The following is a 21,738-nucleotide window of genomic DNA, read 5'->3' as shown; positions in this document are numbered from 1 at the left end:
CTTTCTAGCGCGCTCTCTGGCTCTCTGCCATGTCGCGCGCGATGATCATTTTCATGACCTCAATGGATCCGCCAGCGATCTTCGTGATGCGCGCATCGGCGTAGGCACGGGCAATCGGATATTCCCACATATAGCCCCAGCCACCAAAGAGCTGCAGGCATTCATCTGCTGCCTTGCAATGCAACTCTGTTGTGAACATCTTCGCCATGGCGGCATCCACAGGATCGAGCTTGCCCTGCATGAACAGGTCGATGCATTTGTCGGTGAAGACGCGACCGACCATCGCCTGGGTCTTGAGTTCGGCCAGTTTGAACTGGGTATTCTGGAAGTCGAAGATCGTCTGACCGAATGCCTCGCGCTGCTGAGTGTATTCCAGCGTCCATTCGATGATTATCTCTGCCACCGTAGCTGAGCGAACGGCCTGTGCGAGACGCTCCTGCGAAAGCTTGGTCATCATCATCGCAAAACCACGCCCTTCCTCACCCAGCATGTTAGATGCTGGAATGCGAACGTCCTCGAAGAACAGCTCGGACGTGTCCTGGGCGTGCATGCCGAGTTTTTCAAGGTTGCGGCCGCGCCGGAAGCCTTCCCGATCGCCTTCTACCAGGAACAGGGTTATGCCTTTTGCGCCGGCATCCTTGTCGGTTTTGGTGGCGAGCACCAGGATGTCGCAGAGCTGGCCATTGGAGATGAATACTTTCTGGCCATTTATGATGAAGTCGTCGCCGTCGCGTGTGGCGCGCGTACGGATCGCCTTCAGGTCCGAACCGGCATGGGGCTCGGTCATGCCGAGCGAGCCGATTGCCTCGCCCGATACCATCTTGGGCAGCCATTTACGCTTCTGCTCTTCGGTGCCGAAGCTCAGGATATAGGTGGCGACCAGATCTGTATGGATAAGGAAGCCGGGACCGCTGGCGCCGGCACGCCACAGCTCCTCGAAGACAATGACGTCGAATAAATAATCGAGACCCAGACCGCCGTACTCTTCCGGCACCGTGCAGCAGAGCAGGCCCTGGGCACCGGCCTTAAGCCAGAGTTCGCGAGGCACGATGCCGTCTCTCTCCCACTGGGCATGGAAGGGGACGATTTCCTTCTCGACAAAGCGGCGCACGGTTTCGCGGAAAATGCGGTGCTCTTCGCGAAAGAGGGTCCGTTCGATCATGCCGCTGATCCCTTTTGGTGTGCTAGCGTACTATTTCTATCAGGCATGTCGCTTGTACGCAAGCGTACTAGTTGATGATCCGGGTGAGGTAAGGCGTAGCCAATTCCTGGAACGCAGGTGCTGCAATCCGGATCATGGCTTCTGCTCGACCGCGATGGCTCAAACCGCGCAGATCAGCAACTCCGTATTCTGTCACCACGATGTCAGTGTCGAAGCGGCCCAGAGAGATTGGGCCGCTGGCCAGATCAGGCGTGATGATACGGCTGACCTTACCGGTCGTTGCGGGTAGGACAACGAGGCGCAGCCCGTCATTGGCGCGCGCACCGGCAGCAAAATCAGAGGCGCCTCCTGGTCCGGAAATCATGCCTTTAGGCACCGCTTCAGCGTACGCCTGACCGGACAAATCGACTTCGATCGCCGAGTTGATGGTTACGAACTGCTTCAGCGAAGCCAGCACGCGAATATCGTGTGTGTGTGACGGCGGACAGAATTGGAAGGCGGCACTGCTCACTGCGTCATAAAGCTGGCGCGTACCTATAGCCACTCCAGCCGTGATCGGTGCATTTGCCCGCAACGCGCCAGCATTCAGCAATTGCAATGTGGAGTCGCCGATCAGCCCTGAATGAATTGCGAGGCCGCGATGAGAAACGAGGCTGCGTAACACCGCTTCCGGCGCGCGTCCAAGTCCGGCCTGAATGGTGGAGCCATCGGGGATGATTTCCGCCGCCAGGGCACCGATACGTTCCGCGACGGCGTCAATACCGGGATCTGACTCCATTAATGGTTCCGGTACTTCGGTGTAGAAAGTCAATTCTTTGAACGGAATACCATGCTCGCCAAGAGTCGTTGGCATGAGCGGGTTTATATGGGCAATGCGAATGGGAATGTCACGCCAAAGGTCGGCGAGAAAATCGGTGACCGTGCCAAAGCTGCAGTAACCATTGGCATTGGGGGGGGATACCGAAAAGATTGCCGCAACCGGCGGCTGCTGTCGCAATGTACGTCCGATGTCGCGATAGCACAGCGGAAGAAACTTGGTCTTCTCCTGCCTTGCGGCAAGTTCGGGCAGCATGAAAAAGCTTTGCGCTGAAGCTCCGGCCGCCAGCAGAGAATCCAGACGATTCAGGCCAGGAACGTAAATCCCAGTAAGCGTCAGGTTATGCAGATCGCTCGCGGCTAGTGCTGACCTGAAGGCCGCCGATTCACCCGAGCAACCGTGCCACCAGACCAAACCCTCTTTAGGGAGATGGCGGTGCAGGTCGCTCGGGTGAATTGGTGCCGGGGCCATGCATTACTCCACGAACTTATGGAAATCAGGCTTACGCTTCTCGTTGAACGCGTTCACGCCTTCCTTAGACTCTTCAGTGGCGTAGTAGAGCTTCACGGCATGAAGGGCCATGTTGGAAATGCCGCGGATCGCATCCGAGTCCGCATTAAACGACCGCTTCAGGAAGGCCAACGCTGTAGGGGAACGTTCGGCCAGCTTATCAGTCCAGTCCGTGACGGCCGCATCCAGCTCGGCGAGCGGAACAACCTTGTTCACCAGACCCATTTCTGCGGCCTGCTGAGCAGTGTAGCGCTCGTTGAGGAACCAAATCTCGCGCGCTTTCTTGTCGCCGACGTGACGAGCAAGGAAGGCAGTACCCCAGCCGGCATCGAACGAGCCGACTTTCGGGCCAACCTGGCCGAACTGGGCGGACTCGGCTGCGATTGTGAGGTCACAGAGCGTCGCAAGAACGTTGCCTCCGCCAATGGCGAAGCCGTTAACACGGGCAATCACCGGCTTGGGAACATCGCGAATGATGCTCTGCAGCTCATCGATCGGCAGGCCCACGACGCCACGGCCGTCATAGTTGCCCTCATGAGCCGACTGGTCACCGCCAGTGCAGAAGGCCTTGTCGCCGGCGCCCGTCAGCACAATGCTGGAGACATTCTTGTCGTTGCCGGCCAGTTGAAACGCCTGGATCAGTTCTTCCACGGTGCGACCCCGGAAGGCGTTGTACACCTTTGGACGATTGATGATGATCCATGCGGCGCGACCGCGCAGTTCATAGATCACATCTTCGAATGTGTTGTCCGCCATGATGCTGTCTCCTCAATCCAGAATTTTTGTTGATTTTCAGTAGGCAATAGCCGCGCGACCGATACGTTCCCGAGCAATAATCTGCTTCATGATGCCCGCAGTGCCGTCCCCGATCTCAAGACCCATCACGTCGCGTAGCCGCTGTTGATGCGGAAGGTCCTTCGACCAGCCGTAATGCCCGAAAGTGAGCAGGCACTGATGAATGACATCGAAAGCCGTGCGAGGTCCGAGCCATTTCACCATTGCCGCTTCAGCTGTGTGGGGCAGCCCCGCATCACGCAAGGAGAGTGTGTGATATGAAAGCTGTCGCGCTGCCGCGATATGTGTTTCCCCTTCGGAGAGCGGGAAGGTGACGCCCTGGAACTGGCCAATCGGTCGCCCGAAGGCCTCGCGCTCTTTCGCGTAAGCCCAGGCTTCATCCAAAGAGGCTTGTGCCGCGCCACAACACTGCAGAGCGATCAGGGCTCGGCTGTAGTCGAAGCCTTGCATGACCTGCGAGAAGCCTTTGCCTTCGGTGCCGATCATGCAACTCGCCGGCACTCGCACATCGTCAAAGAAGACTGAGCCACGACCGCTAATGGCGCCGCCCAGATCGTTGAATTTTGTGCATGTGATGCCCTTGGTTCCTTCGGGGACGAAGAAAGCCGAGACACCTTTCGCCCCTTGTTCCGGTGTTCCGGTCCGAGCAAAGACCAGAAAAATATCGGCACACCCAGCGAAGGTAATCGAGGTCTTTTCGCCATTCAGGACATACGAATCTCCATCACGGCGTGCGCGAAGTATTAAGTTTGCCGCATCCGATCCACCACGCGGCTCAGTCAAGCAGATCGCCATGATGTGCTCGCCGCTGATCATTTTCGGAACGGCTTGCTGAATGACGTCAGGCTTGGCGTGATTCAGGAGGATCGCGATGTTTAGTGACGTTGCCACCGACAGGGCGGAAATATTGAAGTCGCCATAGGCCAACTCTTCGGCAATGAGGCCAGCGGTGACGGCGTCGACGCCCAGGCCGCCCAACTCCTCGGGCGAGTCGGCACCAAGAAAGCCGAGCTTACCCATCTCGCGGAGCAGGGCGCGGTCCATCGTGCCCTCAATTTCGCGCTTCTGGTAATCGGGGAGTAGTCTTTCACGCGCAAATCGGCGCGCGACATCCTGCAGCGCCCTCTGATCTTCTGTCAGTATCATTTTTCCTCCCTGGAGCGGTATGACCGCTGGTCTTCAGATCATATTCAGTCCGCCGGATACCGAGATGGTCTGGCCGGTTATGTAACCGGCATCGGACGACGCTAGGAAGGCAACAATGCCGGCATAGTCCTCCGGTTCGCCCATGCGCTTGAGCGGGATTCCGCGCACCATGGCATCTTTCCATTTTACGGCCTGTTCGCCGGTGCCGAGTACCTGTTGCATCATCGGCGTATTAGTCGGGCCAGGGCAGACCGCGTTGAGGAGCACATTGTTACGCGCCAACTCGCGCGCTACCGACTTGGTGAAGGCAATAATGCCGCCCTTGCAGGCGGAATAGACGGCTTCTGTAGCGGTGCCAACGCGCGCGGCGTCGGAAGCGATATTGACCACACGGCCCGCGCCCCTCTGAACCATGCCCGGGCAGACTGCCTTATGCAGGTTCAGCGGGCCCATCAGATTGATGGCAATGATCTTGTTCCAAAGCGTGCTGTCGGTGCTGAGGAACGGGGCAGGTTGATCCCAGCCGGCATTGTTCACCAGGAGCCAGACCGGACCCAGGTCGGCCTCGACTGAAGCGACGGCCGCATTCACGGCGGCTTGGTCACTAACATCGACGCCGTAGACCTTCACATTGCCTCCGGTGGAGCGGGCGGCCTGTGCGGTTTCTTCTGCTGCGTCAGGGCGGAGGTCGAAGATCGCGACAAGGCAGCCTTCCGCTGCCAGGCGCAAGGTGATGGCCTTGCCGATGCCTTGGCCGCCGCCAGTGACGATGGCAATTTTTCCTTTTAGATCATTCATTTGAGTGCCTTTCTCAGTTCCTCCGACCGTAACCGTCTAAGCGGAAATCGATCTGCCTCCTAATAATATGCTTGCGTACCATACGCTTGCAAGGTAATTTTTCCAGACGGGAGGAATTGGCATGTCGGCGAAGTCATTGCACGGCGTGGGGGGCTACCTACCACTATTGCGCTTTGAGCAGGCGACCGCCAAGTCTGAACTCCGGTGGGCAGGCTTGGGTGGTTCTGGTCGCGGGCGTCGCGCAGTCGCTGGCTGGGATGAAGATGCCCTCACACAGGCCGTTGAAGCAGCCAGGCTAGTCCTGGACGCGGGTGCCGCTGGATCCATATCTCGCGTCACCTTCGCCTCTACATCTGCACCCTTCTTGGACCGTTCGCAGGCCGGCATTCTTGTTGATGCCCTGCAGCTTGATCCTTTCGTCGACGCGCTCGACGTGGCTGGTACGAGGCGCTGTGCCGTGGCGGCTCTCTTGCGTGCTTTGCAAAGCACTACCGAGGGTTTGGAATTGATCGCGGCCGGTGAAAAACGCCAGGCACGGCCAGGCGGTGGGCCGCATCTCACCTGGGGCGATGGCGGCGCAGCAGCTCTGGTGGGGGAAGGTCCCGGTGTGGCCCGTTTGCTGGGGGCTGCCAGCATCAATCGCGACCTGCTCGACAGCTACACCACTGCGGGAATCGGTTTGCCGTATGTGACGGAGGAGCGTTTCGTCCGCGACAGTGCGGTTGCCGAGGTTTACGCCCCGGTGATCAGGCGTGCGATGGCCGCGGCCGGCGTTCAGGGCAGCGATATTGCGCTTGCCGTTGTCCCGGAACCGGTCGCGGGCACTTATGCCGCTGTATCGCGCCCGCTTGGCCTTAAAGCCCCAAACATCTGTAGCGACATTGCGGTCGAGGCGGGAGATCTCGGTGCCGCAATGCCACTATTCGGCCTCGGTCTTGCTTTGGAGCGCTCTGTGCCAGGCGACCGCCTACTACTGGTAGGCTTTGGGAATGGGGCCGAAGCCCTCATCCTTGAAGTAACGGCAACAGTCCGTGAGAAGTTGACGGCCCAGGCCTTGGCCGAAGGTCAACCGCTGCGAAATTATTCTCGCTTCCTGAGTCTTACTGGCATGCTGCCTCTGGAATGGGGGCCACGTGCCGAAGTGAACCAGAAAACCAATGCCTCCGTGCTGGCGCGGCACGGGCGTGAGATGCATGGTTTTGTTGGCGGCAGGGATGAGCGCGGCAACGTACAGTTCCCGAAAACACCGATGCCGGTGTCGCCCGATTCAACCGGGCCTGAAGATTATGTCGATGTCGTCTTGCGTGATGTGCCGGCTCAAGTGGCATCGATCACCGCCGATCGACTGAATTTCACGCCCGATCCACCATTCTACTTCGGTCTGGTCCAGTTCGAGAATGGCGCGCGAGTAGCAATGGAAATTTGTGATGTGGAGGGCAATACGCCGGCCGTAGGTGATCCCTTGCGGATGCGCTTCCGCATAAAGGCGATCGATCGGCAACGGGACTTCCGTACCTATTTCTGGAAAGGCGCACCGGCCAAGCGCTCGGTCTCTGCGCGGGAGAAGGTGTGATGGCGAGCGGTATCAAGGACAAGGTTGTCATCGCCGGCATGGGATGCACCCGTTTTGGTGAACGTTGGGATGCGAGTTCTGACATGCTTATGGTCGAGGCTTTTCAAGAGGCCTTGCAGGATGCCGGAATCGAGCGTCGGCAAATCGATGCTGCATGGTTTGGTGCGGCGCTGGACGATTTCAACGTTGGCAATTCGGCAATTCCGCTGGCCACTGCATTGCGCTTGCCTCCGATGCCGGTGACGCGTGTGGAAAATATGTGCGCAACCGGCACTGAGGCGCTGCGTGGTGCCATCTACGCTGTTGCTTCAGGGGCTTGCGACATCGCTTTGGCCCTTGGCGTTGAAAAGCTTAAGGATACCGGCTTTGGCGGTCTCCCGATTCGTACTAAGGGCTCGGTAAACGACCTGTGGATGCCCTACGGCTCCGCGCCGGGGACATTCGCTCAACTTGCTGGTGCCTACGCGGCGCGTCACAGCATTACAGCGACAGATCTGAAGCGGGCGATGGCCCATGTATCCTGGAAAAGCCATCAGAACGGCGCAATGAGTGAGAAGGCCCATCTGCGAAAAGCGGTGGAGATGGAAACAATCCTCAATGCTCCGATGATTGCGGACCCGCTGGGTCTCTTTGATTGCTGTGGCGTATCGGATGGGGCGGCGTGTGCCATCGTCACAACGCCGGATATCGCCCGTGGCCTGGGTAAGACCGACTTGGTTACTGTCAAATCGGTCCAGCTTTGTGCCTCGAATGGCTGGGAAATGCAGTACGGCGCCTGGGATGGCTCGTATGTGCGAAATACCCGTATCGCTGCCGGCCGAGCGTACCAGGAAGCGGGCCTGACAGATCCGCGCGCCGATCTCAAGCTAACCGAGGTGCATGACTGCTTCTCGATTACAGAGTTGGTGACGATGGAAGACCTGGGGCTTTCGGACGAAGGGCGGGCGCCGTTCGACATTCTTGATGGTCGTTATGATCGGGAGGGCGCAGTGCCCTGTCAGGCAGATGGCGGCCTGAAGTGCTTCGGGCATCCAGTTGGCGCATCGGGCCTGAGGATGGCCTATGAGGTATACAATCAGCTGCTTGGCCGTGCCGGAGCACGCCAGATCAAGAAAATCGATTTCGGCCTCACCCATAATCTTGGTGGCCAGCCATCCAACAGTGTGGCGGCAGTGTCGGTTCTTGGCCGGCTGAATTAGGGAGGAATGAATGGCGGGCCGTTATTATGAAGGCTTCACGCAGGGCGAAGTGATTCGGCACGATGTTCGTCGCACGGTAACCGAAACCGACAACGTTCTGTTCTCGACGCTGACCATGAATACGGCAGCAATCCACCTGGACCACGACTATTCTTCCAAGACTGAATTCGGCAAGCCGTTGGTCAATAGCGTCTTCACTCTTGGCCTAGTAGTCGGGCTCTCGATTACTGACACCACCCTTGGCACGACAGTGGGGAATCTCGGCTGGGAGGATGTTCGATTCCCCAAGCCGGTCTTCGTCGGCGATACCATACATGCGGAAACCGAAGTGGTTACGTTGCGTGAAAGCAAATCACGCCCGACCCAGGGCATCGTCACGTTCCTGCATAGAGGCCTGAACCAGCGCGACGAAGTCGTATGCGAATGCCGGCGCTTGGCACTGATGATGCGGAGGCCGGAATGAGGCTACGCTCGCTTCTCTTTGTCCCGGCGGATAGCGAGAAGAAATTCACAAAAGCGCGTGAAGCCGGCGCAGACGGCTTAATCCTTGATCTTGAAGACAGTGTTGCGCCGCCGATGAAGTCGGCGGCACGCGCAACGCTGGCGACCTGGATCGATGCCTCTGCCGGCCCCCGCAATTGGAGCTTCTGGGTCCGGATCAATGCCTTCGATACCGGCCTTGCAATGGAGGACTTGGCTACCGTGGTGAGGCCGGGTCTGGATGGCATCCTGTTGCCAAAAAGCAATGGCGGTCATGATGTGGTCAGGCTTGGGCACTGCCTGGATGCATTGGAAGCACGCGCAGGCATGGTGGTCGGAACGGTAAAAATCATCGTCGTTGCGACTGAAACGGCGCTTGCGATGTTTGCCCTTGGCAGCTATGCGCCAGCTCATCCCAGACTTGTGGCGCTGACATGGGGTGCCGAGGATCTGGCGGCTGTGGTCGGTTCAACCTCAAATAAGGATGATAATGGCGACTGGTCTACGCCGTATCAGCTTGCCAGGACGCTATGCCTGATGGGTGCAGCCGCGGCTGACGTTCCGGCGCTCGATACCCTCTTCGCCGATTTCCGAGATGATGAAGGCCTCGTGCGCGCCTGCCGCTTGTCGCGGCGAGACGGGTTCGCCGGCCGTTTGGCTATTCACCCGGCCCAGGTGAGCGGCATCAATGTGGCCTTTGCGCCGAGCGCAGAGGATCTGGAACTGGCGCGTCGCATCGTTGCTGCTTTTGAGGCCAACCCCGGCCTCGGCACCATCGGTATCGACGGAAAGATGTATGACATCCCGCATTTGAAACTGGCACGCCGCACCTTGGTGGCCGCAATGGAAGGATAGCGTCATGAGCAAGACGCAGGAAGCTCAGGATAGGGAGTCCCTGGAAGAAACCCGGGCGGCCATTCGCGAAGGCGTGCGTGGAGTTGTGTCGCGTTTCGACGATGAATACTGGCTGAAGCGCGATGAGGACGGAGAATTCCCGCGCGAATTCCACCGGGCGATGGCAGATGCGGGTTGGCTAGGCATTACGATGCCCGAGGAATACGGTGGCTCTGGCCTCGGCGTCACCGAAGCTGCGATCATGATGCATGAAGTAGCCAGCCATGGCGGTGGTATGGCCGCCACTTCATCAGTCCATATCAATTTGTTCGGGCCGCATCCCATCGTGGTACATGCGACGCCAGAGCAGAAGGCTGCGTGGATTCCAGGCCTCGTGGCAGGCAAGGATCAATGCTGTTTCGGATTCACTGAGCCCGATGCGGGCCTCAACACGACACGGATTCGCACCTTCGCCGAAAAGGTTCCTGGCGGTTACCGCGTACGCGGCCAAAAGGTCTGGACGTCGACGGCGCAGGTCGCCAACAAGATCATGCTGTTGGCGCGCACCACTAAGTATGAGGACTGCAAGAAGCCGACAGACGGAATAACGATTTTCTACACCGATCTGGATCGCACCAAGATCGAGGTTCAGAGAATTCCGAAAATGGGTCGCAAGGCGGTCGATTCGAATGCGATCTTCATCGAAGATCTGTTCATTCCCGAAGAGCATCGTATCGGCGCGGAAGGCAAGGGCTTTTACTACATCCTGGACAGCCTGAACCCTGAGCGCGTGCTTATCGCTGTCGAAGCCATTGGCATCGGGCAGGACGCCTTGCGCCGAGCCGCGAAATACGCGCGCGAACGCGTGGTGTTTGATCGTCCTATCGGCCAGAACCAGGGCATCCAGCACCCACTCGCCGAGCGGTGGGCCTATCTTGAATCGGCCTGGCTGATGGCGATGAGGGCCGCCGATCTCTATGACGCAGGAAAGCCCTGTGGTGCCGAAGCCAATGCCGCAAAGTTACTGGGTGCGCGCGCCGGGTACGATGCTTGCGAACGCGCCATCTTTACCCACGGCGGTTTTGGCTATGCCAAGGAATATCATGTCGAGCGATTGTTCCGGGAAGTGATGGTGACGCGTATTGCACCAATTACCGAGCAGCTGATCCTGTCCTTCATTGCTGAAAAAGTCCTCGACCTGCCGAAGTCATATTAAGGAGTATGAGATGAGCGCCAGTATGCAAGGCAAGGTTGTCTTGGTAACGGGAGGCGGCCGTGGCGTCGGTAGGGGCGTTGCGCTGGCAATGGCTCAGGCAGGTGCTGCCGTTGTCGTCAATGATCTCGGCGTTTCATTGAAAGGTGACGATGCTGCCAGCATTTCGCCGGCCCAGCAGGTCGTGGACGAGATCGCGGAGCTAGGTGGGCAAGCCGTCGCAGATGGGCATAGCGTTGCCGACTGGGACGGCGCACATGCGATGGTTCAGGCGGCTCTGGATAACTTCGGCCGCATCGACGCAGTCGTGAACAACGCAGGAAACCTTCGCGACGTCCTTTTCCACAAGATGACGGAAGACGATTTCGATGCCGTCATCTCCGTGCATCTCAAAGGTACTTTCAACGTCAGCCGGGCAGCTGCGCCGCATTTCAAGCAGCAGGTGTCTGGCGCCTATGTTCATATGACATCGACCAGCGGTCTGATCGGTAATATGGCGCAGGTGAACTATTCTGCGGCCAAGCTTGGCATCGCAGCCATGTCGAAAACCATCGCTATCGATATGGCCAGATTCAATGTCCGTTCGAATGCGGTGGCGCCATTTGCCTGGACCCGCATGGTGGAATCCATTCCAGAGGAAACCCCGGAGCAGAAGAAACGCGTGGAAGGCCTCAAAAAGCTAATACCGGAGAAAGTTGCGCCTCTTTGTGTGGCGCTTTGCTCGGATGCCGGGGCCAAGGTCACGGGGCAGGTTTTTGGTGCCCGCAACAACGAAATCTATCTTTTTTCCCAGGCCCGCCCATTCCGAACAGCCCATACCGCAGACGGCTGGACTCCGGATGCGATCGCTGAGCGTGTCTTCCCGCAGTTCGCCAATGACTTCTACCCGCTCCACAAGTCGGGGGATGTCTTTACTTGGGATCCCGTGTGAGCGCTCTGTTCGATCCTCAGCGCCTGTTCGACTGGCGCTTCGAAGACAAGCAGCATAGCTACGATGCTCGTGATGCCATCCTTTATGCGCTCGGCGTGGGGTTGCCTCTGACACCCGGTGACACTCCGGACTTGCGCTTCCTTATGGAAGACCGCTTGCGGGTGCTGCCGACCTATGCCGTGACTCTGGCGAGCCCAGGAATGTGGGTCAAAGCACCTGAGCTCGGCATCGACTGGCCGAAATTGTTACATGTCGGACAGGCGGCCCGTTTTATTGCAGAATTGCCGCCACAGGCCAGGATTATCGGCCGGGCGCGGATCAAGTCTCTGCATGATCGAGGCGTCAGCAAGGGGGCAATCTGTGTCGTTGAACGAGAGATCAGCGATGCATCGACCGGCGAGCTTTACTGTTCAATTGATCAGACGCTGCTGTTGCGTGGCAACGGAGGCTTTGGTGGTTCCGCACCTCCAGATATGGAGCTGCTTGCGCCACCTGGACGTGAGGCGGACCTCGACGAAACTGTGACAGTTTCGCCTCGTGGCGCGTTGATTTACCGCCTCTCGGGAGACGTCAACCCGCTCCACGCAGACTATGAAATTGCGCGCCGCGCAGGTTTCGAGCGGCCGATCTTGCATGGCTTGGCCACGTATGGCTTGGCTGGCGCACTTGTCATGATGCGATTTTGCGATGCAGAACCTAGGCGGCTAAAGGCACTGCGTGTCCGGTTTGCCGGTATTGTACTCCCAGGCGACGCAGTTCGCTTCCGCTTCTGGCATAGCGGTGATGTTGTGTGGTTCGACGCCTTTGTCGGCGAACGCAAAGTGCTGGATCAGGGGATCGCCGAGATCGGTTGACGTTCAGGTTGCCCACATCTTTGCCACACCTGCGCTGCCCACACTCTCCAGCAACGCAAAGGGCCCACCGAGGTAAGCTGGAAAGCCCAATTCGGTTACGACTGCATAATCTGCAGCCTGCTGGTCAGAAAGCGACAGCTCATCACGATACGGCGCTGCAGCAATTGCCGCGGCGGCCAGCAACCGGGCCCCAGTGCGCTGCCAGTCTTTGTCAGGTGTTTCGATCCACAGGCCGGTGGCAGCAATCGCTTTTACTTGCGGGAGTCCTTCTGTGGTCAGCTCTGTCCCGACATCGCCTTCTGGCAGTTCTTTGGTAAAGCCGGCGGCAGTGCGATGCGTGTCTGCTTGATCGCGGCCGATCGCTTTAGCGACGCCCGCCAGAGCTGACGCGACATCCTTCAGGAGTGGCGTGAAAGCCGGAGGTAAAGTGCTGCTCTTGTGCAGTTTGGCGTAGGATTGCTTGCCGAGGAAAAGTGTTCTGATCATGTCGCGAGGTTCAGGCCGCTTGATCAACTCGGCAAAGATGTCGATCTCGATTGCTACGGCCTGATCCATCGTGACCGGTAGGCCTAGTTTCACGCAATCCAGTATGGCTGTAATCGCTGGATAGTGCCCTTTGGTTTCTGCCATACGTGCCATGCGGACTTCCAGCACCTTGCGCCGGACATCATTCACATTGGAGAGTGGCCAATCCTTGCGATCCCACGGTTGGACTGGCTCAGGACCAGTCTGCAGCCAGGCCAGTGCAGCGTTGATTTCTTGACCTACCGGCACAGTCATATGTGCGGCTCCCGCCTCGATCGCTTGGGCCGGCGACAGTCTGGCACCGTCCAGAAGTATCGGCCAGGCTGCATCGATGCCGACCAATCGGGGCATGCGCTGCGTTCCGCCGGCACCAGGGAAGAGTCCGACCAGCGATTCCGGCAGCCCAAGCGCGGTGTTGGGCGTATCAGTCAGCACCCTGTAATGGCCGGCCAGGGCGAATTCGCAGCCACCGCCAAGAGCCAGACCATTGATGGCGACCGCGATAGGTACGCCAGCAGTCTCCAACTTACGGAAGGCGCGCCCGATCGGCGCAAAATGTGAGCGAGCGACTTGGCTGCGTTCGCTTTCGGGGGCCGAGACGATCATGGCATAGGCTTCAGATAGCTCTGCCAGATCGGCTCCTGCGCAGAAGGCACTGGCCTTCCCGGATGATATCAGAAGCCCTTTCAAGCCGCTGGAAGGAAGCCAGTCGGCCACAAGCTCGGACTCATGGATTGCCGCGTTGGAGAACACATTCATGCTTCTGCCGGGCATATCGAAAATGAGATGACCAATCCCATCGGCTATCTCTTCAAGCCGGAATTCCTTCAGGGTCGGCGGCGCGCGCATTTGGTATTCCCCAGACAAATACGTACTTTATGTACGGTATATTATTATTCGCTTGCGTACTAGGTCTATTTTTCTTACAGTTTCTCCAATCATGGGAGGATCGAACGTCATGCATTTTGAGAGCATTACGTGCGTCGTGGAAGCTGGCCTCGCGCAGCTAACGCTTAACCAGCCTGAACGTGGGAACCCTATCGACGGTACTTTTGCCCGTGAGTTTCGGGAAGTCGCTGTCCACCTCAGTAATCGCCGAGATGTGCGTGCTGTTCTACTCACTGCTAAGGGCCGCTTCTTTAGCGTCGGTGGCGACATCAAGGCATTTATCAACGATCGTTCTGCTCTTCCGGACATCGTGAAGGCCTGGACTGCCGACTTGCACTCGGGTCTATCGCGTTTCCAGCGGATGAACGCCCCGGTTGTTACTGCAGTTCACGGTGATGTCGCGGGCGGAAGCGTATCGCTTGTAGCTTTCTCAGACATTGTGCTGGCAGCAGAAACGGCGAAATTCACAGCAGCCTTCCCGATGATTGGCTTCAATGCCGATAGCGGATCCACGCTATCGCTTTCAGCCCGCATGGGCTATTCGCGGGCTAAGAAATTCCTGCTTCTCGCTGAAACTCTTACGGCGCATCAGGCTGAGGCTGCTGGTCTGGTCGATACCGTTACCGATGCAAACTCCGTTCTTGATCAAGCGAAGGAAATCGCTATTCGACTGGCGAACGGGCCGACCCAGGCATATGGCGCGATCAAACGCACGATGCTTTCGGCCAGGATTCTTGGCCTTGAATCTCAAATGGAAGAGGAGGCCCAGGCCTTGGCGCAAATATCTGCAACGGACGATGCATGGGAAGGACTTACTGCGTTCGCAGCGCGCCGAAAGCCTGCTTTCAAGGGGCAATAATGTGGTCGGCATGACCCTGCGGTGATCCGCACTGCGTTAATGCTGGAATTCTGAATTTCAATCGGTGCGATTGTCGCACCCGAAAACGAAGACGCGGTTCTGGAGAGAATAATGGCAAAAGAGTTGCATCATTTCATCGGTGGCAAGAAGGTCGCCGGCAAATCGGGTCGTTTCCTCGACGTGTACAACCCGACCACCGGCGAAGTCGCCAGCAAGGCGCCGCTGGCCACCAAGGCCGAAGTCGAAGCCGCCATCGCCGACAGCCAGCGTGCATTTACCGAGTGGAGCGCCACGTCGCCGTTGACGCGCGCGCGTGTCATGTTCAAGTTCAAGGAACTCTGCGAGAAACACGCCGACGAGCTGGCGCTTTTGGTGGCCAACGAGCATGGAAAAGTGGTGTCCGATGCCCGTGGTTCAGTGCAGCGCGGCCTGGAAGTGGTGGAGTTCGCCTGCGGCATTCCGCATCTGCTGAAGGGCGAGTATTCCGACAGCGTGTCGCGCGGCATCGACGTCTACTCGATGCGCCAGCCGCTCGGCGTCGTCGCCGGCATCACCCCGTTCAATTTCCCGGCCATGGTGCCGATGTGGATGTTTGCCGTGGCGATTGCCGCCGGTAACACCTTTATCCTCAAGCCCAGCGAAAAGGATCCGTCCTGCCCGCTGCGCCTGGCCGAACTGATGCTGGAAGCCGGCGCACCTCCGGGCGTGCTGAACTGCATGATCGGCGACAAGGAATCGGTCGACACCATCCTGACCGATCCGCGCATCCAGGCGGTCAGCTTCGTCGGCTCGACCCCGATCGCCCAGTATGTCTACGCCACCGCAGCGGCGCATGGTAAGCGCGTGCAGGCCATGGGCGGCGCCAAGAACCACATGATCATCATGCCGGATGCCGACATGGACCAGGCGGTCGATGCGCTGATCGGCGCCGGCTACGGCTCGGCCGGCGAACGCTGCATGGCAGTCTCGGTCGCCGTGCCGGTCGGCAAGGGCACGGCCGACAAGCTGGTCGAGGCGCTGGCGCCGCGTGTCCGCGCGCTCAAAGTCGGCCCCAGCACCGACAAGGACTCCGAGATGGGTCCGCTGGTGACCAAGGAACACCTCGCCAAGGTGAAGGGCTATGTCGATACCGGCGTGTCGGAAGGCGCCAAGCTGGTGGTCGATGGTCGCGGCCTGAACCTGCAGGGCTACGAGGGTGGCTACTTCATGGGTGGCTGCTTGTTCGACAACGTCACGCCGGAGATGAAGATCTACAAGGAAGAGATCTTCGGCCCGGTGCTCAGCGTCGTGCGCACCGAGAGCTTCGAGGAAGCCGCCAAACTGCCGACCGAGCATGAATTCGGCAACGGCGTGGCGATCTTCACCCGCGATGGCGATGCCGCCCGCGACTTCGCAGCGAGGGTGCAGGTCGGCATGGTCGGCATCAATGTGCCGATCCCGGTGCCGCTGGCCTTCCACACCTTCGGCGGCTGGAAGAAGTCGGCCTTTGGCGACACCAACCAGCACGGCCCGGAAGGCGTGAAGTTCTACACCAAGATCAAGACGGTGACCGCGCGCTGGCCGACCGGCATCCGGTCCGGCGCGGAGTTCAACATCCCGACCATGAAGTAAGCCAGATCATCTGGAATCGAGCGTCGAGCCTCCCTTGACGCTCCAACTCGGGGGTGACGTCTGTCACCCCCACTTTTCCTGGTGCAGGTCAATGGATTTTACGCTTAACGAAGATCAGGTTGCCATCCAGGAGACCGCGCGGCGTTTCGCGCTGGACCGGATGCAGCCGAACGCTGCGGCATGGGACGAGAAGAAGCATTTCCCGGTCGATGAGCTGCGTGAGGCGGCGGCGCTCGGCTTCGGCGGGATCTATGTCGCCGATGATGTTGGCGGTTCGGCGCTCAGCCGCCTGGATGCCGCACTGATCTTCGAAGAACTCGCAGCGGGCTGCACATCGACGGCAGCCTATATCTCGATCCACAACATGGCGGCCTGGATGATCGACCGCTTTGGCGGTGACGAGCAGCGCCAGCGCTTCCTGCCTGATCTGTGCAGCATGCAGAAGTTTGCGTCCTACTGCCTGACCGAGCCGAATGCCGGCTCCGATGCCGCCGCGTTGCAGACACGCGCGGCCGATGCCGGCGATCATTATATTCTGAATGGCACCAAGGCCTTCATTTCGGGCGGTGGACGTTCGGATATCTATGTCTGCATGGTGCGGACCGGCGAGGCGGGTGCGCGTGGCGTCAGCTGCATTGTGGTCGAGAACGGCACGCCGGGGCTGAGCTTCGGGGCGCAGGAACGCAAGCTGGGCTGGAACAGCCAGCCGACTGCCATGGTCAATTTCGACGACTGCAAGGTGCCGAAGGCCAACCGCATCGGCGCCGAAGGCGAGGGCTTCCGCATTGCCATGGCCGGACTGGACGGCGGCCGCATCAATATCGGCGCCTGTTCGCTCGGTGCCGCCAAAGCCTGCCTGCATGCTGCGCGCGAATACGTCGCCGGCCGCAAGCAGTTCGGCAATGCCATCGGCAACTTCCAGGCCACGCAGTTCAAGCTGGCCGACATGGCCACCGACCTTGCTGCCGCACGGCTGATGATCAGGCAGGCAGCAAGCATGCTGGACGCCAAGAGCCCGGAAACCACCATGTACTGCGCCATGGCCAAGCGCTTTGCCACCGATGCCGGCTTCGCCATCTGCAACGAGGCATTGCAGCTGCACGGCGGCTACGGCTATCTGAAAGACTATCCGATCGAACGCTACCTGCGTGATGCGCGGGTGCACCAGATCCTGGAAGGCACCAATGAGATCATGCGCGTGATCATTTCGCGCAGCCTGATGTCCGGTTCGTTTAACGACTGAGTGACTATAAATATTTCGGGAGGGATGGTGATGGCGAATATCGGCTTTATCGGCGTCGGCAATATGGGCGGCCCGATGGCGCGCAACCTGCTGAAGGCCGGCCACAGCGTGAAGGCTTTCGACCTGATGCCCGAGCCGGTGCAAAAGGTGGTCGATGCCGGTGGCACCAAGGCGGCAACCGCTGCCGATGCCGCCCGTGATGTCGATGCCGTGATCACCATGCTGCCTGCCGGCAAGCATGTCGCCAGCGTCTATACCGGCGACAAGGGCATCCTGTCGGTGGCAAAGCCGGGTACTGTGTTCATCGACAGTTCGACCATCGACGTGAAGACGGCACGTGAAACGATTGCGGCTGCCGAATCCAAGGGCATGCTGATGCTGGATGCGCCGGTGTCTGGTGGCATCGCTGGCGCCGAGAATGCGGCGCTGACTTTCATGGTCGGCGGCAGCGACGCGGCCTTCGCCAAGGCCAAGCCGATCCTGGAAGCCATGGGCAAGAAGATCGTGCATGCCGGCGGCGCCGGAAACGGCCAGGCTGCCAAGGTGTGCAACAACATGGTGCTGGGCATCACCATGATCGGCATTTCCGAAGCCTTCGTGATGGCCGAGAAGCTCGGGCTGTCCGCGCAGGCGATGTTCGACATCGTCGGCAGCTCGTCGGGCTCGTGCTGGGCACTGCTCAATCACTGCCCGGTGCCGGGCCCGGTGCCAACCTCGGCGGCCAACCGCGACTACAAGCCGGGCTTCGCGGCCGAACTGATGCTGAAGGATCTGAAGCTGTCGCAGGAAGCGGCTCGGACGACAGGTGTGCACACTTCCCTTGGTGCAGAGGCAACCACTATGTATGCCGAATTCGTGGATACAGGGCGTGGTGCCCTTGATTACTCAGCCATTATCGGCCTGATCCGTAAAGGACATTGACGGAGAGGGTGGTGAGTAATAGCGCGATGCAATTTGGCTTGCGTGACTGGGCTCAACGTGATCCAGAACGGCTCGCTGTTCGAATGGGCGATGGGAGTCAGAGCACCTACGCGGATATCGAGACACTCGCCAACCGGATTGCCCACTTCCTGCGTAGCGCCGGTTTGAGAAAAGGTGACCATGTTGCACTCCTGCTTAGCAACGGCCCTCTGATTCTGGCAACCGTCTGGGCCGCTTATAGAGCCGGCCTTTATCTAACACCGATTCCCAGCGGAGCTTCTGCCGCCGAGGCTGCCTACATTGTGCGAGATTGCCAGGCACAGGTGATGATCCTGGATGCCAAGTACAAGGATTTGGCGACTTCGCTCCAGGCTATGGTCGAAAGGCCGGTTAAATGGGTAGCTGCGAATGGGGAGCTGGATGGATTTGTTTCGCTGGAGCGTGAAGCGTCTCAGTTGCCTGTGACGCCAATCTCTGATGAGCAGCCCGGAGGCCTGATGATGTATTCATCGGGTACAACCGGCACACCCAAAGGCATCTGGCGGCCACTGCCGACATTGGAGCAAGTCGGAAGCGGTGCACCGACATTCGCTCGCGATCTACTGTCCCTGTTTGAGATCGTTGCGGATGCACATTACTTGTCCACGTCTCCGCTCTATCACGCCGCACCGCTGAGATTTGCCCTGGCTTTCCTTGCGGCTGGTGGACGCGTTACGGTTATGGATCGGTTTGACGCAGCCGAAGCGCTAAGACTTCTGGTCGATGAGAAAATAACCCATTCGCTGTGGGTGCCTACTATGTTTCAGCGCCTACTGAGTCTACCGGACGCTCAGCGCAGAGCTTTTGAGGCTTCACATCATCGATATGCCATCCATGGTGCGGCTCCCTGCGCCGGTGTCGTTAAGCGAGCGATGATCGAATGGTGGGGGCCAATTCTGCACGAATACTATTCTGGCTCTGAAGGAGTGGGATTGTGTTCTATCACGTCCGAGGAGTGGCTCCGAAAGCCAGGATCTGTGGGAAAGGCGCGTAAAGGAGATCTGCATATCCTTGATGAAGGGGATCGGCCTGCAGGAAAAGAAGTCACAGGGCGAATCTATTTCTCAGGTACTGCTCCATTCCAGTATTTTAATGCTCCGGAGAAAACTGCTGCCAAGACGTCAGCCCAAGGTTACCAAACCTTCGGAGATATCGGATATGTCGACGCAGACGGGTACCTCTTCCTGAGAGACCGTCAAGACGACATGATCATCTCTGGCGGTGTGAATATCTACCCGCAGGAAATTGAGTCTGCCCTTCTTGAGATACCTGAGATCTTAGATTGCGCTGTAGCCGGTTTTCCTGACCCAGACTTTGGTGAAAAAGCTGTGGCGTTCATTCAGGTGCGCGCAAGCTTGTCGGATATGGAAGCGCAGCAGTTTTTGGAGAAAGTGCGGGAATTCGGCAAGAGGCGGCTGGGGCGGATGAAACAGCCTAAGGAAATCCGGCTGGTGCAAAGCCTTCCCAGAACACCCACAGGAAAGTTGCTGCGCCGCCAATTACGCGACCAAGGTGAGTGACAGCAAGCCCATTTGCGCAAGGTCTGAGAATATCTCACGTGGGAGGACATAATGTTAGGCAGTAGTCGCTGTGTGGTGTTCGGACTGAGTCTGCTCAGTGCGGTCGCTTTGCTTGCAGGCGCAGCTCAGAGTCAGGACTGGCCTACAAAGCCTATCCGGGTGCTTTCGGCGGGTGCGCCAGGAGGAAGTAGCGACATCTATGTCCGTCTGATCGAGCCTCATGTTCGGGAAAAACTCGGCCAGCCGATGTATCTCGATAATCGTCCCGGTGCGGGCGGCATGCTCGCGGCGGGTATTGCGGCGGGTTCCCCTCCAGATGGCTACAATCTTTTCGTAAGCAACTCGGCGACCAACGCCATCGGCGTGACGCTGTATAAGAAACCAACCTTCAATCCGGACAAGGAACTGCCTGCAGTGGCCCTTATGGCCAGGATGACCAATGCCGTCGTTGTCCGCTCAGACCGTGGCATCAATTCCTTCCAGGAATTGGTGGCCTATATCAAATCCAATCCGGATAAGGCGTTCTACGGATCGGCAGGCTCTGGAACATCATCGCATCTTTCGGGCGTTCTCTTCGGGCAGAAGACCGGAACCGAGCCAACGCATGTTCCGTACAAAGGTACGGCTGCAAATATGGCGGGTGTCCTGGCGGGTGAAGTGCTTTTCGCCATTGACAATCTTCCACTGTACGTCCCGCACGTGAAGAGCGGTGCGGTCAAGCTTCTTGCTGTAACGCAAGGCACTCGCTCCGCACTTGCGCCTGATGTCCCAAGCGTTGTTGAGCTCGGTATCAGGGAGTTGGAAGGTTACAGCTGGTTCGGACTGTCCACATCCACTGGCACCCCACCCGAGATCATTAAAAAGCTGGCTGGTGCAGTGGTAGCGGCTGTGAATAGTCCTGAGGTCAGTGCGCGTATCCGCGAGATCGGAGCGGAACCTGCGCCCATGGGGCCCGAAGAGTATGATGCATTTATAAAGTCAGAGATTGCCAAGTGGGCGCCAGTAATTAAGGCCTCCGGGGCTGTCGTCGACTAAGTAGTTTAGACAATTATCAAAAAAGAGGATGTCCATGAAGGTACTGGTCGCGGTCAAGCGCGTGGTGGACTACAACGTCAAGATCCGCGTCAAGGCGGACAAGACGGGTGTCGATCTCGCCAACGTCAAGATGTCGATGAATCCCTTCGACGAAATCGCCGTCGAAGAAGCCGTGCGCCTGAAAGAGGCCGGCACGGCCACCGAGGTCATCGCCGTCTCGATCGGTCCGGCCCAGGCCCAGGAAACCCTGCGCACTGCGCTCGCCATGGGCGCCGACCGCGGCATCCTGGTGAAGACCGATGCCGAAGTGCAGCCGCTGGCGGTGGCCAAGATCCTGGCCAAGATCGCGGCAGCCGAAGGCCCGCAGCTGGTGATCGTGGGCAAGCAGGCGATCGACGACGACAGCAACCAGACCGGCCAGATGCTGGCGGCATTGATGGGCTGGGCCCAGGGCACCTTCGCCAACAAGGCCTCGCTGGCCGACGGCAAGGTCAACGTGGTGCGTGAGGTCGACGGCGGCCTGGAGACGGTGGAGCTGAAGCTGCCTGCCGTGGTCACCACCGACCTGCGGCTGAACGAGCCGCGCTATGCCAGCTTGCCGAACATCATGAAGGCGAAGAAGAAGCCGATTGACGAGAAGACCCCGGAAGACTTCGGCGTCGATATCGCGCCCCGGCTGAAGACGCTGTCGGTGGAAGAGCCGCCCAAGCGCAAGGCCGGCATCAAGGTGCCCGATGTTGCGACCCTGGTGCAGAAGCTGAAGACCGAAGCGGGAGTGATCTGAG

General features: G+C 58.9%; 20 protein-coding genes. 14 read left to right on the top strand and 6 right to left on the bottom strand.

Features of this window, described 5'->3' with window-relative positions; genetic code table 11:
* Nucleotides 1-4: 4 nt before the first annotated feature.
* The 5 genes from FNB15_RS03470 to FNB15_RS03450 form a co-directional block, all read right to left on the bottom strand.
* Nucleotides 5-1,162 (bottom strand): acyl-CoA dehydrogenase family protein, encoded by a 1,158-nt coding sequence (locus FNB15_RS03470; protein ID WP_144067376.1) that lies wholly within the window; start codon nt 1,160-1,162, stop codon nt 5-7.
* A gap of 67 nt (nt 1,163-1,229) precedes the next feature.
* Nucleotides 1,230-2,450, bottom strand: a complete 1,221-nt coding sequence (locus FNB15_RS03465) for an acetyl-CoA hydrolase/transferase family protein (protein ID WP_144067375.1) — start codon at nt 2,448-2,450, stop codon at nt 1,230-1,232.
* A 3-nt stretch (nt 2,451-2,453) separates the two neighbouring features.
* Complete coding sequence (locus FNB15_RS03460; RefSeq protein WP_144067374.1) at nt 2,454-3,245, bottom strand: enoyl-CoA hydratase-related protein; 792 nt, start codon at nt 3,243-3,245, stop codon at nt 2,454-2,456.
* Between the two features lie 36 nt (nt 3,246-3,281).
* A complete protein-coding gene (locus FNB15_RS03455; protein WP_144067373.1) occupies nt 3,282-4,430 on the bottom strand; it encodes an acyl-CoA dehydrogenase family protein in 1,149 nt (382 codons plus the stop codon).
* Nucleotides 4,431-4,463: 33 nt separating this feature from the next.
* Nucleotides 4,464-5,228 carry an SDR family oxidoreductase gene (locus tag FNB15_RS03450; RefSeq protein ID WP_144067372.1) on the bottom strand — a complete coding sequence of 255 codons (765 nt, stop codon included), beginning with the start codon at nt 5,226-5,228 and terminating at the stop codon, nt 4,464-4,466.
* 121 nt (nt 5,229-5,349) lie between these two features.
* Between FNB15_RS03450 and FNB15_RS03445 the strand changes: the two genes are divergently transcribed.
* The 7 genes from FNB15_RS03445 to FNB15_RS03415 are packed head-to-tail and all read left to right on the top strand — an operon-like array spanning nt 5,350 to nt 12,312.
* Nucleotides 5,350-6,801, top strand: coding sequence for a hydroxymethylglutaryl-CoA synthase family protein (locus FNB15_RS03445; RefSeq protein WP_144067371.1), 1,452 nt, complete (start codon nt 5,350-5,352; stop codon nt 6,799-6,801).
* Nucleotides 6,801-8,000, top strand: coding sequence for an acetyl-CoA acetyltransferase (locus FNB15_RS03440; protein WP_144067370.1), 1,200 nt, complete (start codon nt 6,801-6,803; stop codon nt 7,998-8,000). Before FNB15_RS03445 ends, FNB15_RS03440 begins: the two co-directional genes overlap by 1 nt.
* Nucleotides 8,001-8,010: 10 nt before the next feature.
* A complete protein-coding gene (locus FNB15_RS03435; protein ID WP_144067369.1) occupies nt 8,011-8,463 on the top strand; it encodes a MaoC family dehydratase in 453 nt (150 codons plus the stop codon).
* Entirely contained in the window at nt 8,460-9,335 is an 876-nt protein-coding gene (locus FNB15_RS03430; RefSeq protein ID WP_144067368.1) for an HpcH/HpaI aldolase/citrate lyase family protein, read from the top strand. Before FNB15_RS03435 ends, FNB15_RS03430 begins: the two co-directional genes overlap by 4 nt.
* Nucleotides 9,336-9,339: 4 nt before the next feature.
* The gene (locus FNB15_RS03425) at nt 9,340-10,530 is read left to right on the top strand and encodes an acyl-CoA dehydrogenase family protein (protein WP_144067367.1); all 1,191 of its coding nucleotides are present in this window, start codon (nt 9,340-9,342) and stop codon (nt 10,528-10,530) included.
* 10 nt (nt 10,531-10,540) lie between these two features.
* Nucleotides 10,541-11,458: an SDR family NAD(P)-dependent oxidoreductase gene (locus FNB15_RS03420; RefSeq protein WP_144067366.1), complete on the top strand. Its 918-nt coding sequence runs from the start codon at nt 10,541-10,543 to the stop codon at nt 11,456-11,458.
* Nucleotides 11,455-12,312, top strand: a complete 858-nt coding sequence (locus FNB15_RS03415) for a MaoC/PaaZ C-terminal domain-containing protein (RefSeq protein ID WP_144067365.1) — start codon at nt 11,455-11,457, stop codon at nt 12,310-12,312. The genes FNB15_RS03420 and FNB15_RS03415 overlap by 4 nt, the downstream gene beginning before the upstream one ends.
* 3 nt (nt 12,313-12,315) lie before the next feature.
* Here FNB15_RS03415 and FNB15_RS03410 read toward each other — a convergent pair whose 3' ends face one another.
* A complete protein-coding gene (locus FNB15_RS03410; RefSeq protein ID WP_144067364.1) occupies nt 12,316-13,686 on the bottom strand; it encodes an enoyl-CoA hydratase-related protein in 1,371 nt (456 codons plus the stop codon).
* A 109-nt stretch (nt 13,687-13,795) separates the two neighbouring features.
* Between FNB15_RS03410 and FNB15_RS03405 the strand changes: the two genes are divergently transcribed.
* From FNB15_RS03405 to FNB15_RS03375, 7 genes are all read left to right on the top strand, one after another.
* The gene (locus FNB15_RS03405; protein ID WP_185973699.1) at nt 13,796-14,584 is read left to right on the top strand and encodes an enoyl-CoA hydratase/isomerase family protein; all 789 of its coding nucleotides are present in this window, start codon (nt 13,796-13,798) and stop codon (nt 14,582-14,584) included.
* Nucleotides 14,585-14,695: 111 nt separating this feature from the next.
* Nucleotides 14,696-16,195 (top strand): CoA-acylating methylmalonate-semialdehyde dehydrogenase, encoded by a 1,500-nt coding sequence (locus FNB15_RS03400; RefSeq protein ID WP_144067362.1) that lies wholly within the window; start codon nt 14,696-14,698, stop codon nt 16,193-16,195.
* Nucleotides 16,196-16,286: 91 nt separating this feature from the next.
* Nucleotides 16,287-17,438, top strand: a complete 1,152-nt coding sequence (locus FNB15_RS03395; protein WP_144067361.1) for an isobutyryl-CoA dehydrogenase — start codon at nt 16,287-16,289, stop codon at nt 17,436-17,438.
* A 30-nt stretch (nt 17,439-17,468) separates the two neighbouring features.
* Nucleotides 17,469-18,359 carry a 3-hydroxyisobutyrate dehydrogenase gene (gene mmsB, locus FNB15_RS03390; RefSeq protein ID WP_144067360.1) on the top strand — a complete coding sequence of 297 codons (891 nt, stop codon included), beginning with the start codon at nt 17,469-17,471 and terminating at the stop codon, nt 18,357-18,359.
* A gap of 11 nt (nt 18,360-18,370) precedes the next feature.
* On the top strand, nt 18,371-19,918 hold the full coding sequence (locus FNB15_RS03385; protein ID WP_246068775.1) for an AMP-binding protein: 1,548 nt from the start codon (nt 18,371-18,373) through the stop codon (nt 19,916-19,918).
* 72 nt (nt 19,919-19,990) lie between these two features.
* Entirely contained in the window at nt 19,991-20,953 is a 963-nt protein-coding gene (locus FNB15_RS03380) for a Bug family tripartite tricarboxylate transporter substrate binding protein (RefSeq protein WP_185973698.1), read from the top strand.
* Nucleotides 20,954-20,987: 34 nt separating this feature from the next.
* On the top strand, nt 20,988-21,737 hold the full coding sequence (locus FNB15_RS03375; protein WP_144067358.1) for an electron transfer flavoprotein subunit beta/FixA family protein: 750 nt from the start codon (nt 20,988-20,990) through the stop codon (nt 21,735-21,737).
* Nucleotide 21,738 lies beyond the last annotated feature (1 nt).

Source organism: Ferrovibrio terrae, assembly GCF_007197755.1.
In the GTDB taxonomy this organism is placed as follows: Bacteria; Pseudomonadota; Alphaproteobacteria; order Ferrovibrionales; family Ferrovibrionaceae; genus Ferrovibrio; species Ferrovibrio terrae.
Note: the sequence above shows the minus strand (reverse complement) of the source record. Positions and strands in the feature narration are given on the sequence as shown.

Excerpts from the sequence above, each read along its gene's own strand:
- FNB15_RS03410 (WP_144067364.1), bottom strand. The coding sequence starts at position 13,686 with ATGCGCGCGCCGCCGACCCTGAAGGAATTCCGGCTTGAAGAGATAGCC.
- mmsB (WP_144067360.1), top strand. The coding sequence starts at position 17,469 with ATGGCGAATATCGGCTTTATCGGCGTCGGCAATATGGGCGGCCCGATG.
- FNB15_RS03405 (WP_185973699.1), top strand. The coding sequence starts at position 13,796 with ATGCATTTTGAGAGCATTACGTGCGTCGTGGAAGCTGGCCTCGCGCAG.
- FNB15_RS03420 (WP_144067366.1), top strand. The coding sequence starts at position 10,541 with ATGAGCGCCAGTATGCAAGGCAAGGTTGTCTTGGTAACGGGAGGCGGC.
- FNB15_RS03430 (WP_144067368.1), top strand. The coding sequence starts at position 8,460 with ATGAGGCTACGCTCGCTTCTCTTTGTCCCGGCGGATAGCGAGAAGAAA.
- FNB15_RS03465 (WP_144067375.1), bottom strand. The coding sequence starts at position 2,450 with ATGGCCCCGGCACCAATTCACCCGAGCGACCTGCACCGCCATCTCCCT.
- FNB15_RS03445 (WP_144067371.1), top strand. The coding sequence starts at position 5,350 with ATGTCGGCGAAGTCATTGCACGGCGTGGGGGGCTACCTACCACTATTG.
- FNB15_RS03450 (WP_144067372.1), bottom strand. The coding sequence starts at position 5,228 with ATGAATGATCTAAAAGGAAAAATTGCCATCGTCACTGGCGGCGGCCAA.
- FNB15_RS03470 (WP_144067376.1), bottom strand. The coding sequence starts at position 1,162 with ATGATCGAACGGACCCTCTTTCGCGAAGAGCACCGCATTTTCCGCGAA.
- FNB15_RS03435 (WP_144067369.1), top strand. The coding sequence starts at position 8,011 with ATGGCGGGCCGTTATTATGAAGGCTTCACGCAGGGCGAAGTGATTCGG.
- FNB15_RS03440 (WP_144067370.1), top strand. The coding sequence starts at position 6,801 with ATGGCGAGCGGTATCAAGGACAAGGTTGTCATCGCCGGCATGGGATGC.
- FNB15_RS03375 (WP_144067358.1), top strand. The coding sequence starts at position 20,988 with ATGAAGGTACTGGTCGCGGTCAAGCGCGTGGTGGACTACAACGTCAAG.
- FNB15_RS03425 (WP_144067367.1), top strand. The coding sequence starts at position 9,340 with ATGAGCAAGACGCAGGAAGCTCAGGATAGGGAGTCCCTGGAAGAAACC.
- FNB15_RS03400 (WP_144067362.1), top strand. The coding sequence starts at position 14,696 with ATGGCAAAAGAGTTGCATCATTTCATCGGTGGCAAGAAGGTCGCCGGC.
- FNB15_RS03460 (WP_144067374.1), bottom strand. The coding sequence starts at position 3,245 with ATGGCGGACAACACATTCGAAGATGTGATCTATGAACTGCGCGGTCGC.
- FNB15_RS03455 (WP_144067373.1), bottom strand. The coding sequence starts at position 4,430 with ATGATACTGACAGAAGATCAGAGGGCGCTGCAGGATGTCGCGCGCCGA.
- FNB15_RS03395 (WP_144067361.1), top strand. The coding sequence starts at position 16,287 with ATGGATTTTACGCTTAACGAAGATCAGGTTGCCATCCAGGAGACCGCG.